This is a genomic window from Sphingopyxis sp. (genome assembly GCF_965279755.1).
Lineage (GTDB): Bacteria > Pseudomonadota > Alphaproteobacteria > Sphingomonadales > Sphingomonadaceae > Sphingopyxis.
On record NZ_OZ257261.1, the window covers coordinates 2,891,911 to 2,907,938 of the forward strand.

The window sequence follows — 16,028 nt, forward strand, 5'->3', positions numbered from 1 at the left end:
ATGGAGGGCTTTCTTCGCGTTTCGGGGCCGGTGGCGGCGATGCCGGGGGCGAATGTCGATACCGACGTGATCATGCCGAAGGCGTATCTGAAGGGCATCGACCGGTCGGGTTTGTCGATCGGGCTGTTTCACGACCTGCGCTTTGACGAGACCGGCGCGGTGCGGGGCGATTTCATCCTCAACCGCGCCGATATGGCGGGGACGCGCTTCCTGCTGGTGGGGCCCAATTTCGGTTGCGGTTCGTCGCGAGAACATGCCGTGTGGGGCATGCTGCAATATGGAATCCGCGGGATCATCGGGTCGTCCTATGGCGCGATCTTTGCCGACAATGCGGCGAACAACGGCCTGTTGCTGCTGTCGTTGCCGGTCGAGGAGGTCGCGGCGCTTTCGGCTGTGCTTGACGACGGGGCGGGAGAGATGACGATCGACCTCGAGGCGCAGCGGATCGAGGTCAACGGCCATGCGGCCGGCTTCGATATCGATCCCGCCGTGCGGCGCGCGCTGATGCTGGGGCTCGACCGCATCGGCGAAACGCTGACCCATGCCGAGAGCATTCGCACGTTCGAGAAGGCCTATCTCGCGCGCAAACCCTGGCTCACGGCCGGGCAGGAGTGATGAGCACGCATCCCGAGTATTCCGACCTTTTGCCCGGCTTTCGCTGGGAAGATGTCGATGCCGATGGCGTGCGGATCCGCGCCGCGATCGGCGGGTCGGGGCCGCCGCTGCTGCTGCTCCACGGGCATCCGCAGACGCATCTGACCTGGTTCAAGGTCGCGCCCGAACTGGCAAAGCGTTTCACCGTCGTCGCGACGGATCTGCGCGGTTATGGCGACAGCGAGAAATTGCCCGGCGACGCGCTCCACCTCAATTATTCGAAGCGCGCGATGGCGGCCGATCAGGTCGCGGTGATGGCGGCGCTCGGTTTCGGACGCTTCGACGTCGTTGCGCACGATCGCGGCGCGCGCGTCGCGCACCGCATGGCGCTCGACCATCCGGGCCGCGTCGCGCGGCTGGTCCTGCTCGATATCGCGCCGACCGCGACCATGTATGCCCAGACCGACCGCGCCTTCGCGACGCGTTATTTCTGGTGGTTCTTCCTGATCCAGCCGTTTGATCTGCCCGAACGGATGATCGCCGCCGATCCCGATCATTTCCTCGACCGCCATCTGGCCGGGCAGATCAAGGTCGAAGGCGCGCTGGACCCGCGTATCGTTGCAGAATACCGGCGCTGTTACCGCGATCCCGCCACGCGCCACGCAATCTGCGAGGATTATCGCGCGGCGGCGAGCATCGACCTCGACCATGATGCCGCCGACAGCGACCGGCGGATCGAGGCACCGTTGCTGCTGCTGTGGGGAGCGCAGGGCACGGTGGGAGAGCTTTTCGACGTCATGGAAAGCTGGCGGTCGAAAGCGGTCGATCTGCGCGGGCGCGCGCTGCCGTGCGGACACAGCCCTCAGGAAGAGGTGCCCGGGCTGTTGCTCGCCGAACTGGACGGCTTTTTCGCGAGCACCTGACCGGCGGCTCAGCGCGCGGGCAGGATAACCGCGCGGCATTCGCCGAAGCCGATCGGCACGAAGCCGTCTGCATCGGCGGAGGCACGCAGGATGATCTCGTCGCCATCTTCCAGAAAACCGCGCTGCTCGCCGTTCGGGAGCACGACCGGATCGCGGCCGCCTGTCGTCAGTTCGAGCAGACTGCCGAAGCCGTCGCGCTTGGGCGCGGATATCGTGCCGGTGCCGAGCAGGTCGCCAGAGTTCAGATTGCAGCCGTTCGAGGCGTGGTGCGTGACGATCTGCGCGATCGTCCAGTACATACTCGTTGCCGGGCCGCGGCTCAGCCGGACGGGTGCTGCACCAGCCGCGCGCATGGCGGAAGTCAGCAACAAGACCTCGAGCGTCAGGCCGAGCGCGCCATGCGCCTGATCGTCCGCGTCCCGCAGATAGGGCAGCGGTGCGGGATCGCCCTCGGGTCGTGGCGGCTGGGCGATGCGGAAGGGCGCGAGCGCCTCGATCGTCACCACCCATGGCGAAACGGTCGAATGGAAATTCTTGGCGAGGAAGGGGCCGAGCGGCTGATACTCCCACGCCTGAAAATCGCGCGCCGACCAGTCGTTGAATAGCGAGACGCCGGCGATATGGCGGCCGGCGTCGCCGATCGCGATCGGGGTGCCCAGCGCATTGCCTTCGCCGATCCACACACCCAGTTCGAGTTCATAGTCGAGCCGCTGTGTCGGCTCGAAGAGCGGAGCTTCGGCCTCGGGCGGCTTGCGCTGGCCGCGCGGCCGGACGACGGGCTCACCGGACACGCGCACTGACGAGGCGCGGCCATGATAGCCGATCGGGACATATTTATAGTTGGGGAGCAGCGGATTGTCGGGGCGGAACAGGCGGCCGACATTGTTCGCATGATGGATGCCGACATAGAAGTCGGTGTAGTCGCCGATCCGCGCGGGAAGGTGCATCGTGCACGCGCTACTGGCGTGAAGCAGCGGGGTCATCGCATGCTCCATGGCGGGGTCGGAGAGCATCGCGCTCAGCTGTCCACGCAACGCGGCGCGGTCGGCGAGGGCGAGCGCCATGAGCGCGTTGAGCGTGTCGCTCTGACAGGCCTCGTTCGTGGACGCAGGAAGCAGGCCTGCGGCCGCGCAGGCGCGAAGGTCCAATATCGCGTCGCCGATCGCGACACCCGCGTGCGGGTCTTCGCCGGTGGGGCTGAAAATGCCGTAGGGCAGGTTCTGGACCGGAAAGTCGCCATGCCCGTTTGCCGATGCGACCCAACTGGTGCGAGCGGGATCATGCGTCTCGTCGACCGGCCAGCGCATTATCGCGTGCCCTCTAGATGCGGTAAGAGCGCGTCGGCGAATGCGCGAATGGTGTCGGTCCTGAGGCCGGCGATGTTGATGCGGCCATTCGGCGCCATGTAGATGCCATGGCCCTCGCGCAGCGCGGTAATCGCGGCGGGGGAGAGCGGGAGCATCGCGAACATGCCGCGCTGCCCCGCGATAGACGTCAGGCGCGGGTCCGCTGCGGCGAGCGCCTGACGAAGGCCGTTGATCCGTGAGCGCATCGTGTCGAGTTCGGCCTCCCATTCGGTGCGCAGAAACTCGCTTTCGAGGATTATGCGTACGAGGGCGGCGCCATGGTCGGGCGGCATCGACCACAGGCTGCGCGCGAGGGTCAGCATGTTGGACCGGACCGGGTCGGCGGTCGCGGCGCTCGCCGATTGCACCCACAATGCGCCCACGCGATCGCGGTAGAGGCCGAAATTCTTGTCGCAGCTATAGGCGAGGAGTGCGGTCGGCAGCGCATCGAAGATCATGCGCGTCGCGGTGGCATCGTCCGCCAGTCCGTCGCCGAGCCCCTGATAGGCGAGGTCGACGAAGGGGATCAGCCCGCGGACGGCACACAGATCGGCAAGCGCGTGCCACTGGTCGGGCGTGAAAGAGCTGCCGGTCGGATTGTGGCAGCAGCCGTGGAGGAGCAGGATATCGCCCGCGCGCGCGTCCGCAAGATCATCGATCATCGCGGCAAAGTCGATTGCAGCGGCCGCCGGATCGAAGAAGCGATGGCTGCGCACCTCCAGCCCGGCTTCCGCAAAGATCGGACCATGGTTGGGCCAGGTCGGCGTGCCGATCCAGACCCGCGCGGCGCCGTCGGCGCGCGCCAGCAGTTCGGCGCCGAGACGGAGGGCGCCCGTTCCGCCCGGGGTCTGGACGCCGGTCAGCCGGTCGACCGCGCGGCGGGCGCCGAATATGATCGCGGCGAGCGCCTCGGTATAAGCGGCGTCGCCCTCGGCGCCGAGATAGGATTTGCTGTCCTGCGTTTCGGCGAGCCATGTTTCGGCGGCCTTGACGGCGCGCATCACCGGGGTCCGTCCGGCATCGTCACGGAACACTCCGACGCCGAGGTCGATCTTGTCCGGGCGCGGGTCGGCGCGGTGAAGCGCGATCAGCCCGAGCAGCGCGTCGGCGGGCTGGGTGGCAAGTCGCGCGAAGGGATCGGGAAAGGTCGCGGAGAGCGGCGAGAGAAGGTCGGTCGTCATGCGCGAAATATTGCAGCAATCGCGCGATAAATCTTTTCAAATTCGCGTATGATCGACTAATATGCGCGAAATATTTTCACGTTATGGCGATATGGAGAGAAGGTGATCCATCTCGATGCTCTTGATCGGAAGATCGTCGATGCTTTGCAGTGCGACGGCAGCCTCAGCAACGCCGAACTGGCCGAGCGGGTGGGGAGCACCGGCCCGTCCTGCTGGCGACGCATCAAGCTGCTCGAAGAGGCGGGGGTGCTCGCGAAAAATGTCTGGCTCGTCGATGCGGCGCGGATCGGGCAGGGGGTCAACGTCCTCTGCAACATCCGGCTCAAGAGCCATTCGGCCGAGCACACCGCGCTGTTCGAGAATTTCGTCCGCGATCAGGACCGGATCATGGAATGTCTGTCGATGTCGGGCGAATGGGATTACCAGATCCGCGTCGTTGCGACCGACGTCCCCGATTACGAGATATTCCTGATGCAGACGCTGCTCCGTAACGAGGCCGTTGCTGGCGCCGCATCGCACTTCGCCTTGCGCGTCGTGAAATATCAGACGGCTATCCCGCTTCCGGAAAAATAGCGGATACCGAGCGTGTCCGGGCGAAGGCAAATGGCGGAGCGGGAGGGATTCGAACCCTCGATACGCTTTTGACGTATACTCACTTTCCAGGCGAGCGCCTTCGACCACTCGGCCACCGCTCCGCATGCTTGGAACGCGCGCCCTAGTCGCTTGGCGGGGCTTTCGCAAGCCGGTTGGGCGTGGCAGACATGGCTCATGAAACATCTGCTTCTGGCGGCGGCTGCCGCATCGCTCGTCCTTCCCGTTTACGCAGCCGAACCGGCGCCGGTGCCGTCGCCCGGCGAAATCGCCGCCGCGGCGCCCGCGAGCGACTGGATCGCAATCGCGCCGTCGGATTTGCTCGTGATGGATCTCGCGCCCGACGCGAAGGGCAAGCCGCGGCGCGTTGTCATCCAGCTGATGCCCGCGCCGTTCAGTCAGGGCTGGATCGGCAATATCCGCAAGCTCGCCGCCGCGCATTGGTGGGATGGGACCAGCATCAACCGCGTGCAGGACAATTATGTAACGCAGTGGGGCGACGCGACTGAGAAGAAGCCGCTTCCCGAAGGGTTGGTGACGGTGCCCGAGAGTGAGTATGTGACGACTTCGGATGCCATCAGTGAAGCGAACGCGACGCATCTCGACGGCAATAGTGACGCCTCTTCGGCGGCTGCGGCGCTTGGAGACGAGATCACAGCTTCAGAAGAGCGTAGCAAGGCAGCGCAGATATCTATCGATGGAACGCGTACAAAGGCCGCGCTGGATGGCTGGCACGAGCGCGATTCCTACGCCCCGTGGGTCGAGATTTTCAACGAATGGCCCGTCGGGGCGGAACAAATGGGGGAAGGCCTGTGGCGATATTGGCCAGTGCATTGCTACGGCGCGGTCGGTGTCGGACGGAATATGTCTCCTGATACGGGAAGCGGTGCCGAGCTCTATACTGTAATTGGCGAAGCTCCGCGTCACCTCGACCGCAATATTGCGCTGATTGGCCGCGTTATCAGCGGCATGGAATATCTGACCAGCCTGCCTCGAGGGACGGGGCCTTTGGGTTTTTATGAGGATGAAGCCCAGCGGATTCCCATTCTCTCTGTCCGGTTGGGGAACGAGCTGCCGGCCGCGCAGCAACCGAAGTATGAAATTCTCTCGACAAGCAGCGTCAGCTTCCACCGCTATGTTGATGCGCGCGCCAATCGTCGCGATCCGTTCTTCATCAAGCCGGCAGGCGGCGTGAATATCTGCAACATTCCGGTGCCAATCCGGCCCGTCGCGGCGAAATAGGCGCGCGTGGAAGATTTTACCGTCACGACACCGCTCTGGCGCTGGCAATCGGCGACCGCGCCCGCCTCGTGGTTCTTCGTCACCATCGCGGGCGATGTCGCAGACGGCATCCGGCTCGCGGCGATCAGCGGACAATGGCTCGACGGCCGCAAGGGATTCGGATCGGCGAAGGTTCGCGCGGCGATCGGCGATACGCGCTGGAGCACCTCGGTCTTTCCGCACAAGGAAAGCGGCGGCTGGCTGCTTCCCGTCAAGGCGGCGGTACGCAAGGCCGAAGGGATCGTCGAGGGCGACGCGGTGACGGTGACCGTCAGCCTTTAGGGGGCGTTTCGGCTTTTGCCTCACGCGCCTGCGTCTTGCGTTTGCGCAGATTCTCGCGCAGCGCCTCGGCCAGGCGGCGCTCGCGTTCGAGGTCGGTGGGGGAGGGCGGCTTGCTCATGGCCGCGGCGATGCGGCGAAATCGGCGTAGCGTCAAGCCTCGCACCTTGACAGGTGCAAGGCGCGCCGCCATAGGCCCCGCCTGTCCAGCGAACATCTGTTCGATAGGGCCCGGTTGCTGCTGTAGCTCAGTGGTAGAGCGCACCCTTGGTAAGGGTGAGGTCGGGAGTTCAATCCTCCCTAGCAGCACCATTTTCCCGTTCAGCATTTCAACGCTTTACCCGCCTGCGGCTGCGGGGTTAAAAATGATGCGCGCAGCGCGGGGTGGCGTGAGGGGAAATCAATGACTGCGGGCAAGGGCGACAAGGGAAGCGATAACCGGAGGCCGAGCGATCGCTGGACCTTCCTTGTCCTGCTGATCGCGGTATCGCTCGCTTTCGCAGTGATCCTTTGGCCCTTCTTCGCCGCCATCCTGTGGGCGGTGATTGTCGCGATCCTGTTCGAGCCCGTCTATCGCCGCCTGCTCGCGCGGATGCCGGCGCGGCGCAACGGGGCGGCGCTGCTGACGCTGTTGCTGATCCTGGGCATGGTGATCCTGCCGGCCGCGATCCTGGGGATCGCGCTCGTGAACGAAGCCGCCGCCGTCTATCAACGCATCCAGTCGGGCGAGATCGATCCGGCACAGATCTGGGCGGGATTCCAGTCGGGGATGCCGGCGTGGATCGATCCCTGGCTTGATCGCCTCGGCATCGGAAACATTGCTTCGGCCAAGGAAACGCTTGGCGACAGTGCGGCGGACGGCGTCCGCGCCGTCCTGGGGCAGGCACTCTCGGTCGGGCAGAGCCTGTTCGGCTTGCTGATCAAGCTGATGGTGATGCTCTATCTCGCCTATTTCCTGATCCGCGACGGCGAGCGGCTGCAGCAGCGTATCCGCGCTGCGGTGCCGCTTCGCAGCGAGGATCTGCAGCTGCTGATCGACCGTTTCATCGTGGTCGTGCGGGCGACGATCAAGGGGACGATCGTCGTGGCGATCCTGCAGGGGCTGATCGGCGGCATCGTGCTGTGGGCGCTGGGCATCGAGGCGGCGTTGCTGTGGGGCGTGCTGATGGGCGCGGCATCGCTGCTGCCCGCAGTCGGAACCGGCCTCGTCTGGGTGCCGATGGCGCTCTATCTGCTCGTTACCGGTTCGATCTGGCAGGGGCTGGTGCTCGTCTTTTGCGGCCTGTTTGTCATCGGCATGGTGGACAATGTCCTGCGCCCCATCCTCGTCGGGCGCGAAACGCGCATTCCCGATTATGTCGTGCTGATCGTCACGCTCGGCGGGCTGCAGCTTTTCGGTTTTCACGGCATCGTCATCGGGCCGGTCATCGCCGCGATGTTTATCGCGGTCTGGGATATCGCGACCGGCATCCGCACCGGGGCGGTCGGAACGGAAAGCGCCTAGATTCGCGCGCCCAGCAGCCAGTCGTGGAACAGCTTCACGGCGGGCTGGCGAAGCGCGCGCGGGCGGCAGGCGAACCAGTAGCTGTATGGGCTGTCGACATCGAAATCGAACAGCCGGACAAGCCGCGGGTCACGCGCGTCGTCGAAATGGTGACCGTGCATGAAGGCTACACCGATGCCCTGCGCCGCCGCTTCCAGCATGAGCGGGCCCGAATCGAAATAATCGATCCCGGCCGGCTCCAGATAGGGCATGCCGACCGCCTTTTTCCATTCGCTGAAGGTTTCGGGCATTTCGCGATGCAACAGGATCGTCATGCGCTGTAGCTGCTCGGGAACGGTGATCGGGCGACCCTCGTCGATCAGTGTCCGCGATGCGATCGGGAAGACCTTGTCCTGATCGAGCCGCGCCGCATAGAGCGCGGGATCGATCGAACGGGCGAGGGCGATCGCTGCGTCGATCCCTTCGCCCAGCCGTGCTTCGGCGTGCGACATGGTGTCGATATCGATGTGAAGTTCGGGATGCTCGCGCCGGAGTTCGGGCAGGCGCGGAAACAGGCGCTGCTGTGCGAAGAGCGGCAGCACGTTGAGGTGCAGGCGCAGCGATGCGTCCGGGCTGCCGACGCGGCCGAGAACGCCGCGCAGATCGTCGAGGATCGGCGACAGCTGGTCCTGCAGGTCGCGTCCCGTTTCGGTGAGTTTCAATCCGTGATGATGCCGGTTGAACAGTGGACGTCCGACCGAATGCTCGAGCGTCTGGATCCGCCGCGACAGCGCCGGCATCGACAGGCCAAGCTCGCTCGCAGCCGCTTTAACCGTGCCGTGACGGGCGACCTCAAGAAAGGCTTCCATGCTGCTGAGGGGAGGAAGGCGTTGCATGATCGTCTCGGGCTGGATGATGGCATGACGTTAGCCGACATGCCAGACAATTTGTGCAGTGCGGCATAAAGCTCTGATTGCATTGCGCCAAGACAGGGGTCGAAAATCGTGAACGACCATCCTATCTTCCGCATTCAGACCCCTTTGCTGGAGAAACAATTTGGCCGACGCCGCGGTAAGAGAGAAAAGCATCAAGCTGCAAGTCGCCAGCGCGCGCGCCGAGGAGAGCGGTGGCGGTTTCGCCCGTATCCCGCGTTCGGCGATGGCGGAGCTTGGGGTGACCGAGGGCGATGTCATCCAGATCAGCGGCAAGCGCGAGACGGCTTCGCGCGTTGTCGCGCCCTATCCCGAGGATGAGGGGCTGGAAGTCATCCGGCTCGACGGCCTGCAGCGCGCCAATGCCGGCGCAGGTGCCGGCGATATGGTTCAGCTCAGCCGTGCCGACACGCGTCCCGCAACGCGCGTCGTCTTTGCGCCCGCGCAGGAAAATCTGCGGTTGCAGGGGTCGGCAAACGCCTTGAAGCGCAGCTTCTTCGGCCGCCCGCTGGTGGCGGGCGATACGGTCGCGACCGCTGGACAGCAGCGCCTGCCGTCAGGCGATATGCCGCCGCAGCTTCGCCAGATGCTCAACGCGCCGGCCTATGCGCTGGCAGAGGTGCGCCTGCTCGTCGTGTCGGCGAGCCCCAAGGGTATCGTCACGATCGACGAGAATACCGAAATCGAGCTGCTTCCCGAATATCAGGAGCCGCAGGACGCACGCCGCACCGACGTCACCTATGACGATCTGGGCGGGCTGGGCGAGACGATCGACCAGCTGCGCGAGATGGTCGAGCTGCCGCTGCGCTACCCCGAACTGTTCCAGCGCCTCGGCGTTGATCCGCCGCGCGGGGTGCTGCTGCATGGGCCGCCGGGAACGGGCAAGACGCGACTTGCGCGCGCCGTCGCCAATGAAAGCGACGCACAATTCTTTCTGATCAACGGCCCCGAAATCATGGGCAGTGCCTATGGCGAGTCCGAGAAGCGGCTGCGCGATGTGTTCGAGGAGGCGACCAAGGCCGCCCCGTCGATCCTGTTCATCGACGAGATCGATTCGATCGCGCCGAAGCGCGGGCAGGTGCAGGGCGAGGCCGAGAAGCGGATCGTCGCGCAGCTTCTGACGCTGATGGACGGGCTGGAACCGCGGACGAACCTCGTCGTGATCGCCGCGACCAACCGCCCCGACGCGATCGACGAGGCGCTGCGCCGGCCGGGCCGGTTCGACCGTGAAATCGTGATCGGCGTTCCCGACGAAAAGGGACGCCGTGAAATCCTGGGTATCCACACCCGCGGCATGCCGCTGGGCGAGGATGTCGATCTCGACGAGCTCGCGCGCACGACCTTCGGTTTCGTCGGTGCCGACATGGCGGCGCTGACGCGCGAGGCGGCGATCGAGGCGGTGCGGCGCATCATGCCCAAGCTCAACCTCGAAGAGGGGACAATCCCGCCCGAGGTGCTCGACGAGCTGCGGGTGACGCGCGAAGATTTCAACAATGCTTTGAAGCGCGTCCAGCCCTCTGCGATGCGCGAAGTGATGGTGCAGGCGCCCAAGACGCGCTGGAGTGACATCGGCGGGCTCGATGCCGCGCGCGACAAGCTGATCGAAGGGATCGAGCTCCCGCTCAAAAATCCCGATGCTTTCCGCCGTCTCGGTATCCGTCCGGCCAAGGGCTTCCTGCTCTATGGCCCGCCCGGAACCGGCAAGACCCTGCTGGCAAAGGCGGCCGCGCGCGAATCCGATGCCAATTTCATCTCGATCAAATCGTCGGATCTGCTGTCGAAATGGTATGGCGAGAGCGAACAGCAGATTGCGCGGCTGTTCGCACGGGCGAGGGCGGTTGCGCCGACGATCATCTTCATCGACGAACTCGACAGTCTGGTCCCCGCGCGGGGCAGCGGAACGTCGGGCGAGCCGCAGGTGACCGAGCGCGTCGTCAACACGATCCTCGCCGAGATGGACGGGATCGAGGAGATGCAGTCGGTCGTCGTGATCGGCGCCACCAACCGCCCGAACCTGATCGACCCGGCGCTGCTGCGTCCGGGACGGCTCGACGAGCTCATTTATGTTTCGGTCCCCGACAAGGAGGGGCGCCGCCGCATTCTGGAAATCCAGACCGGCAAGATGCCGTTGGCAAAGGATGTCGATCTGGCCGCGCTTGCCGAGCGAAGCGACCGGTTCACCGGCGCCGATCTGGAAGATCTGACCCGGCGTGCCGGCCTTGCCGCGCTCAAGCGTTCGCTCGACAGCGACACGGTGACGATGGCGGACTTCGAAGCGGCGCTGAAGGACACCCGTGCCTCGGTGACCGAAGCCATGGAAAAGGATTATGAAAAAATCCAGGGCGAGATCAAGCAGAAGGCGATGAGCGTCGACCCGATCGGCTTCTTCGCGCCGGGGATGTTAAAGCCCGTGCGCGAGCAGAAGCACGGCGACGATTCCAGGAGCTAAGTAGCGGGTCCAGGAGTTAGGTAGCGGGCTGGTCCTGTCGCAAGGCAGACCAGCCCCACGCCACCAGCCACAGGCAAAAAGCCGCCATCAGGCCGTAAGCGACCATCGGGTGCCAGTTGTAGAGCAGCACGCCGATCGCCGGCGAGATGATATAGGCCGACCCGTTGATCGAGGCGGTCATGCCCGCGACCGCGCCTTGATCGCGACGGGGGACCGACAGCGATGCGCCCGATGTAAAGCCCGGTCGGAACAACCCGAAGCCGAGCGAAGCGGTGGCAAAGCCGAGAACGATGCTATGCAGGTCTTGCGCGAGACCCGTCATCAATATTCCGCAAATGGCGAGGGCGGCTCCCCCTAATACCGTCGGGCGCGGTGTCATTTTGAACAGCGGGATCAATCCCCATTGCGCGAGCAGGGTAGCGAAGGCGCTGGCCATCAATACTGTGCCGGTCAGTTCCAGCGCAGTTTCGGGATCGCCCCGTAAATGGAGCCGATCGAGAATCAGGAATCCGATAACACCGATCATCATCGCCTGTGCCTGTCCGCCGAAAAAACCGGCGATCAACCAAGGGCGGACCCGCCCGTCTCGCCAGCTTAACGGCTCTTGCGGGGGCGCGTCGGGGTCATTCTCCTCTTCACCGGTGGGTTCACTCGGGCCAGCTGATAAGGGATAAGGCGCAATCGCGCCACGCGCTGCAAAGCGCGGTGTGTCGTTGGGCAGGCGCCAGCGTAGCAGGATCAGGACGATGATGCCGATCAGCGCGAAGATCAGCATCGGGCCAGCCATTCCGACCACCGGTAAGACAAGATAGGGCGCGACGGCCGGTCCCAAGACTGTTCCGATCCCGAAGGAGGAGGAAACGAGCGATAGTGCCTGCGTCCGTTGCTCGGGGTCGGTGCGCGACGCGACATAGGCCTGCACCGCGGGCGGCGCCGCCGAACCTAGTCCTCCATAGAGGCTGCGGAATAGCGCAAAGATGATAAAGGTCACTCCGGCGCCGATTAGCCCCTTGAGGCCAGCGAGCAGGACGAGGCCGCATAGTGCCATCGACGACAGAAAACCGATCACGCCCAGCGCCATCAAGGCCTTGCGCCCGCGCTTGTCCGACTGCCGAGCCCAATAAGGCGCAGTGAGAACCCATAGCAGCGCCGACCAGCTGAAGGCGAGGCTGACCCATACATCGGGAATGTGCAGCGTCGTGCCGATCGCGGGCAGGATCGACTGCATCGCAGTATTGCCTGCGGCCGCGACCAGCATCACCGCGAACAGAACTGCCATTCGGTCATTGGGAATCGAGCGCGATTTTTCCGTCATTCCGCCCCCTGTCGGTCACCATTCGTCGCGGCTCACAGTCTCCCTACACGCGAAAGGGGGGCTGTCCAGAGTCAAGACAGACTCTTTTCTTGCGCGATGGTCACGATTTTGCCACGCATTTGGCCAACCGCAACAACGCGAAAGCCATCATGACCAATCCGCGGGCGCAGGCCCAATCGAACGTCCCGCCGATCCGCAGGGTCCGCGAGAAGCTGAAGCGCTTTTTCGGCCCTTGGGGCATGTTCGTGAAGGGTTTCATCAAGCATCCCGTCATGGTGGGCTCGATTGTTCCCTCGTCGCCGACGCTGATCCGGCACATGCTGCGGCCGGTCGACTGGCAGAATACGAAGCTGTTCGTCGAATATGGCCCCGGCGTCGGCACCTTTTGCCGCCCGGTGCTCGAACGGATGGCGGGCGATGCGACTCTGATCGCGATCGATACCAACCCCGATTTCATCGACTATCTGCAGAAGGATATTCGCGATAGCCGTTTCATCGCGGTTCACGGCTCGGCCGCCGATGTCGAGGATATCGTGCGCGCACATGGTTTCGAACATGCCGACTATGTGCTGTCGGGCCTGCCTTTCTCGACGCTTCCGGCGGGCGTCGGCCCGGCGATCGCCGCCGCGACCCACCGCGTGCTGCGTCCCGGTGGCGCGTTTCTGGTCTATCAGTTCCGCGCCCGCGCGCGCGATTTCCTGGCCGCGCATTTCCAGCGCATCGACAATGCGTTCGAATGGGTGAATGTGCCGCCCTGCTTCCTCTTCTGGGGCTGGAAAGACTAAACCTCCAGGTCGGGATCGCTTTCGCCGAGCCCGAAATTCAGCCGCCGCGATACGGTATAATCGGCGACGCCGACGACAAACCATGCGAGCGTCCAGCGCAGCCGCGTCAGCCAGCCCGCGCGCGCCTTGTGACTTTCGGCGGTGACGATCTCGCAATCATCCTTCAGCCCGTCGAGAAAGTCGCGCATCTGCCGCGCAAAGCCCGCATCGGCGATGCGCAGCATCCCCTCGACGTTCACGAACAGGCTGCGCATGTCGAAATTGGCGGTGCCGACATGGACGATATCGTCGACGATGATCAGCTTCATGTGCAGCCGGCATGGCCGATATTCCCAGATGATCGCCTTCTGCCGCAGCAGATAGCCATAGAGGAGGCGTGCTGCGCCGATCGTCGCGCCATTGTCCGAGGTCGCGGCCATCACGAAACGCGCGCTGCCGGTGCGCGCGACGCGGCCGAGGCGGCGCAGCATGCCCTGTCCGGGGGAGAAATAGGCCATCGCCATGTCGAGCCGCGTTGCGCCGACCAGATCGGCACGCACCACGCGGGCCCAGGGCGACAGGCGCTGGGTCGGCCCGCCGACGATCCAGGACATCGCCTTGCCGTCGACCGGCCATTCGCGGATCAGGCGCCGCAGCACCAGCAGCTTGCCGTCGTGGCGAACGGTGTAGGCGTACAGCGCCTCGAACCACGCATTCATGTTCGCCACCACCGGCCCGCGGACGATGACCCCCAAGTCGAACCAGCAATGCGTTTGCCGGTCGCTGAGATAGGGATCGGCGATGTTGAAGCCGCCGGTGACGCCATATTCGCCGTCGATCAGCAGCAGCTTTTGATGGTTGCGGACGAGGTAGCTCGACCGCCAGCGGCGCGAGAAGAAGATCACGCTGCCGCCCGCCTCGCGCAGCGGCGTGAAGACGCTGTCGGATATATCGCCCGAACCGAAGCTGTCGATCACCGCGCGGACCCGGACGCCGCGTCTGGCCGCTGCGGTCATCGCATCAAGCACCTGTCGGCCGGCGCTGTCGTTCTCGAAGATGTACATGATCATCTCGACGCTGTGGATCGCGCCACCGATCAGCGCTAGCAGGCGTTCGAGCCGTCTTTCGCCGTTAAATACGACCTCCAGCCGATGTCCCGCAACGTCCGCCTTCAACGTCTGCGCGTCGCTGGCGGGGTGGGCGGCATCGATCATGATCCGGTCATAGGCTGGTCGGCGCGAAGGCCGCAAGGGCAGGGGTTTTATTGACATCGCGGGCGCCCCCTGCTAGCGCGCAGCGCTTGCCGCCATGCATCTGGCTGGCCTCTCCGCATTTAAGGAAAACACATGGCCCGCGTTACCGTCGAAGATTGCGTCGACAAGGTTCCCAACCGTTTCGATCTGGTGCTGCTCTCGGCGCACCGTGCCCGCGAAATCTCGGGCGGCTCGGAGCTGACGATCGACCGCGATCGCGACAAGAACCCCGTCGTCGCGCTGCGCGAAATCGCCGAGCAGACCGTGCGTCCCGCCGACCTTGGCGATGCGTTGGTCGGCGCGCTGCAGAAGGTTGTCGTCGATGATGACGATACCCCCGATGAAATCAGCTCGATCGCGCGTTCGGCCGAAGCGCTCCGCCTCACGGCCGCTGCGCCGCCGCGCAGCCCGGCCGGCGGTGGCGGCGATTTCGAATAATCGCCGACAGCACTTGAAAAGCAAGAGGGCCGCAGGAAACTGCGGCCCTTTTTGCATTCTCCGGATCGACCTCAGGGAAGCTGTGTCAGTTCGGCGATGCGGACGGCGCGGGAGGCCAGCAGCGGCTCGACGATGACACCGATGCGATGCGCCCGGGGCGAACCGATCTCGATATTGAACAGGCTGTTCGCGATCACATCGGCGATCTGGACGCCATCCGATCGGCGGCTGTCGGCAAGCGAGGCTTGTCCCCAGCCGGCGAGCCCCGCCTGAACGCTCTCGCGCACGCCGGCAAGAATGGTGGGGTCATAGCGTCCGTCGTCGATGACGACGTCGGTGCAGACGCCGCCGGTCTCGGGCAGCCAGCTGCTCACCGCAAGGTCGAGAAGGGCGGTGTAGAGCCCAAGGTCGGTCGGCAGCTTGCCGTCGGCGGGCGGCGCCAGCCGCTCGCGTTTGGCAACCGCAACCCATGCGCGTCCACCCGCGCGGTCGAAGAGTTCGAGCAGATAGGCGCGCTCGGTCAGGCTGATCCGGCTACCCTTCATCTCGCCGCGAAGACCGGTGACGGCACGAAAGCGTGCGTGGATCGCCGCCGCGGCATCGGGCGACAGCATCACCGCCGCAAAGGTCATCACACCGGTATTGAGCCCGCCTGACTCGTCGCAATAGATCGTCATGTTTCCGGCCACGCCCTCATTTGACGAGGCCGAAAAACGCGACGGAGCGACTTTGTTGCGGTGCGACCGGGCGCGACCATAGCCAGCGGACATGCGTGACGTCGGACAAAGTGGCCGCACGCGGCGCTGCATTCTCGACAGGGACCATCAGCGAGGCGAGCGGGCCAAAGCTTTTGCCGCCATCGACCGACACGGTGAAGTCCGTCGTGTCGGAGGTGCTATTGAAGTAGAGCCCCTCAGGAATGGGGTTGGTAATATTCAGGCCGGTCGCCGGCGCCGTACCGTTGTTCGTGAAGGTCAACGTAATGCGAAGGCGGTCGCCAGGAACGACGACTTTCGGCTCGACGTAGGAGTAAAGCTCGGCGTTGCGATTGGTCCCCGGCGTTGCCTTCTCCAACTCGACCTTCGAGGTCAGCCCGCCGTTGCCTTGCTGCGCGGCCGCAAAAGGCATGCCGGTCACGAGTGCAGCCATCAGCATCGCCGCGCGAAACTTGCCCATCATCGCCGCCTCCTTTGAAGATA

At 64.6% G+C, this 16,028-nt stretch carries 17 protein-coding genes and 2 tRNA genes; 10 read left to right on the forward strand and 9 right to left on the reverse strand.

All coding sequences use genetic code 11. The features are described 5' to 3' along the window. Nucleotides 1–615 (forward strand): 3-isopropylmalate dehydratase small subunit, encoded by a 615-nt coding sequence (gene leuD, locus ACQY80_RS14175; RefSeq protein WP_428680920.1) that lies wholly within the window; start codon nucleotides 1–3, stop codon nucleotides 613–615. Beyond that, the gene (locus tag ACQY80_RS14180; protein WP_428680922.1) at nucleotides 615–1,517 is read left to right on the forward strand and encodes an alpha/beta fold hydrolase; all 903 of its coding nucleotides are present in this window, start codon (nucleotides 615–617) and stop codon (nucleotides 1,515–1,517) included. The genes leuD and ACQY80_RS14180 overlap by 1 nt, the downstream gene beginning before the upstream one ends. 8 nt (nucleotides 1,518–1,525) lie before the next feature. Here ACQY80_RS14180 and fahA read toward each other — a convergent pair whose 3' ends face one another. Further along, a complete protein-coding gene (gene fahA / locus ACQY80_RS14185) occupies nucleotides 1,526–2,824 on the reverse strand; it encodes a fumarylacetoacetase (RefSeq protein WP_428680924.1) in 1,299 nt (432 codons plus the stop codon). Beyond that, on the reverse strand, nucleotides 2,824–4,044 hold the full coding sequence (locus ACQY80_RS14190) for an aromatic amino acid transaminase (protein WP_428680926.1): 1,221 nt from the start codon (nucleotides 4,042–4,044) through the stop codon (nucleotides 2,824–2,826). The genes fahA and ACQY80_RS14190 overlap by 1 nt, the downstream gene beginning before the upstream one ends. A 102-nt stretch (nucleotides 4,045–4,146) precedes the next feature. Here ACQY80_RS14190 and ACQY80_RS14195 point away from each other — a divergent pair, with 102 nt between their 5' ends. After that, complete coding sequence (locus ACQY80_RS14195) at nucleotides 4,147–4,617, forward strand: Lrp/AsnC family transcriptional regulator (RefSeq protein ID WP_428680928.1); 471 nt, start codon at nucleotides 4,147–4,149, stop codon at nucleotides 4,615–4,617. Between the two features lie 31 nt (nucleotides 4,618–4,648). On the opposite strand, the gene ACQY80_RS14200 is transcribed toward ACQY80_RS14195, so the two are convergent. Further along, nucleotides 4,649–4,739 (reverse strand) — tRNA-Ser (locus ACQY80_RS14200). Between the two features lie 73 nt (nucleotides 4,740–4,812). Between ACQY80_RS14200 and ACQY80_RS14205 the strand changes: the two genes are divergently transcribed. Continuing rightward, complete coding sequence (locus ACQY80_RS14205) at nucleotides 4,813–5,877, forward strand: peptidylprolyl isomerase (RefSeq protein WP_428680930.1); 1,065 nt, start codon at nucleotides 4,813–4,815, stop codon at nucleotides 5,875–5,877. Between the two features lie 6 nt (nucleotides 5,878–5,883). Further along, a complete protein-coding gene (locus tag ACQY80_RS14210; RefSeq protein WP_428680932.1) occupies nucleotides 5,884–6,198 on the forward strand; it encodes a DUF1905 domain-containing protein in 315 nt (104 codons plus the stop codon). Here the strand turns inward: ACQY80_RS14210 and ACQY80_RS14215 are convergent. Further along, a complete protein-coding gene (locus tag ACQY80_RS14215) occupies nucleotides 6,188–6,388 on the reverse strand; it encodes a hypothetical protein (RefSeq protein ID WP_428680934.1) in 201 nt (66 codons plus the stop codon). The genes ACQY80_RS14210 and ACQY80_RS14215 overlap by 11 nt on opposite strands. Nucleotides 6,389–6,432: 44 nt before the next feature. Here ACQY80_RS14215 and ACQY80_RS14220 point away from each other — a divergent pair. Then, nucleotides 6,433–6,507: transfer RNA gene (locus ACQY80_RS14220), tRNA-Thr, on the forward strand. A gap of 91 nt (nucleotides 6,508–6,598) precedes the next feature. Next, nucleotides 6,599–7,699 (forward strand): AI-2E family transporter, encoded by a 1,101-nt coding sequence (locus ACQY80_RS14225; RefSeq protein WP_428680936.1) that lies wholly within the window; start codon nucleotides 6,599–6,601, stop codon nucleotides 7,697–7,699. Here the strand turns inward: ACQY80_RS14225 and ACQY80_RS14230 are convergent. After that, a complete protein-coding gene (locus tag ACQY80_RS14230; RefSeq protein WP_428680938.1) occupies nucleotides 7,696–8,574 on the reverse strand; it encodes a LysR substrate-binding domain-containing protein in 879 nt (292 codons plus the stop codon). The two genes, ACQY80_RS14225 and ACQY80_RS14230, sit on opposite strands and share 4 nt — an antisense overlap. A 160-nt stretch (nucleotides 8,575–8,734) precedes the next feature. Here ACQY80_RS14230 and ACQY80_RS14235 point away from each other — a divergent pair, with 160 nt between their 5' ends. Continuing rightward, on the forward strand, nucleotides 8,735–11,059 hold the full coding sequence (locus tag ACQY80_RS14235) for a CDC48 family AAA ATPase (RefSeq protein WP_428680940.1): 2,325 nt from the start codon (nucleotides 8,735–8,737) through the stop codon (nucleotides 11,057–11,059). Between the two features lie 16 nt (nucleotides 11,060–11,075). Here the strand turns inward: ACQY80_RS14235 and ACQY80_RS14240 are convergent, their stop codons facing one another. After that, the gene (locus tag ACQY80_RS14240) at nucleotides 11,076–12,338 is read right to left on the reverse strand and encodes an MFS transporter (protein WP_428680942.1); all 1,263 of its coding nucleotides are present in this window, start codon (nucleotides 12,336–12,338) and stop codon (nucleotides 11,076–11,078) included. A gap of 185 nt (nucleotides 12,339–12,523) precedes the next feature. Here ACQY80_RS14240 and ACQY80_RS14245 point away from each other — a divergent pair, with 185 nt between their 5' ends. Further along, the gene (locus tag ACQY80_RS14245) at nucleotides 12,524–13,159 is read left to right on the forward strand and encodes a class I SAM-dependent methyltransferase (RefSeq protein WP_428680944.1); all 636 of its coding nucleotides are present in this window, start codon (nucleotides 12,524–12,526) and stop codon (nucleotides 13,157–13,159) included. Here ACQY80_RS14245 and ACQY80_RS14250 read toward each other — a convergent pair. After that, nucleotides 13,156–14,352, reverse strand: coding sequence for a phospholipase D-like domain-containing protein (locus tag ACQY80_RS14250; protein ID WP_428680946.1), 1,197 nt, complete (start codon nucleotides 14,350–14,352; stop codon nucleotides 13,156–13,158). The genes ACQY80_RS14245 and ACQY80_RS14250 overlap by 4 nt on opposite strands. Nucleotides 14,353–14,484: 132 nt before the next feature. Between ACQY80_RS14250 and rpoZ the strand changes: the two genes are divergently transcribed. Beyond that, entirely contained in the window at nucleotides 14,485–14,829 is a 345-nt protein-coding gene (gene rpoZ, locus ACQY80_RS14255; RefSeq protein ID WP_428680948.1) for a DNA-directed RNA polymerase subunit omega, read from the forward strand. 71 nt (nucleotides 14,830–14,900) lie between these two features. On the opposite strand, the gene ACQY80_RS14260 is transcribed toward rpoZ, so the two are convergent. Together ACQY80_RS14260 and ACQY80_RS14265 are read right to left on the reverse strand one after the other, a co-directional pair. Further along, nucleotides 14,901–15,506, reverse strand: a complete 606-nt coding sequence (locus ACQY80_RS14260) for a DUF3800 domain-containing protein (protein WP_428680950.1) — start codon at nucleotides 15,504–15,506, stop codon at nucleotides 14,901–14,903. Between the two features lie 16 nt (nucleotides 15,507–15,522). Then, complete coding sequence (locus tag ACQY80_RS14265) at nucleotides 15,523–16,008, reverse strand: hypothetical protein (protein WP_428680952.1); 486 nt, start codon at nucleotides 16,006–16,008, stop codon at nucleotides 15,523–15,525. Between the last annotated feature and the right edge of the window lie 20 nt (nucleotides 16,009–16,028).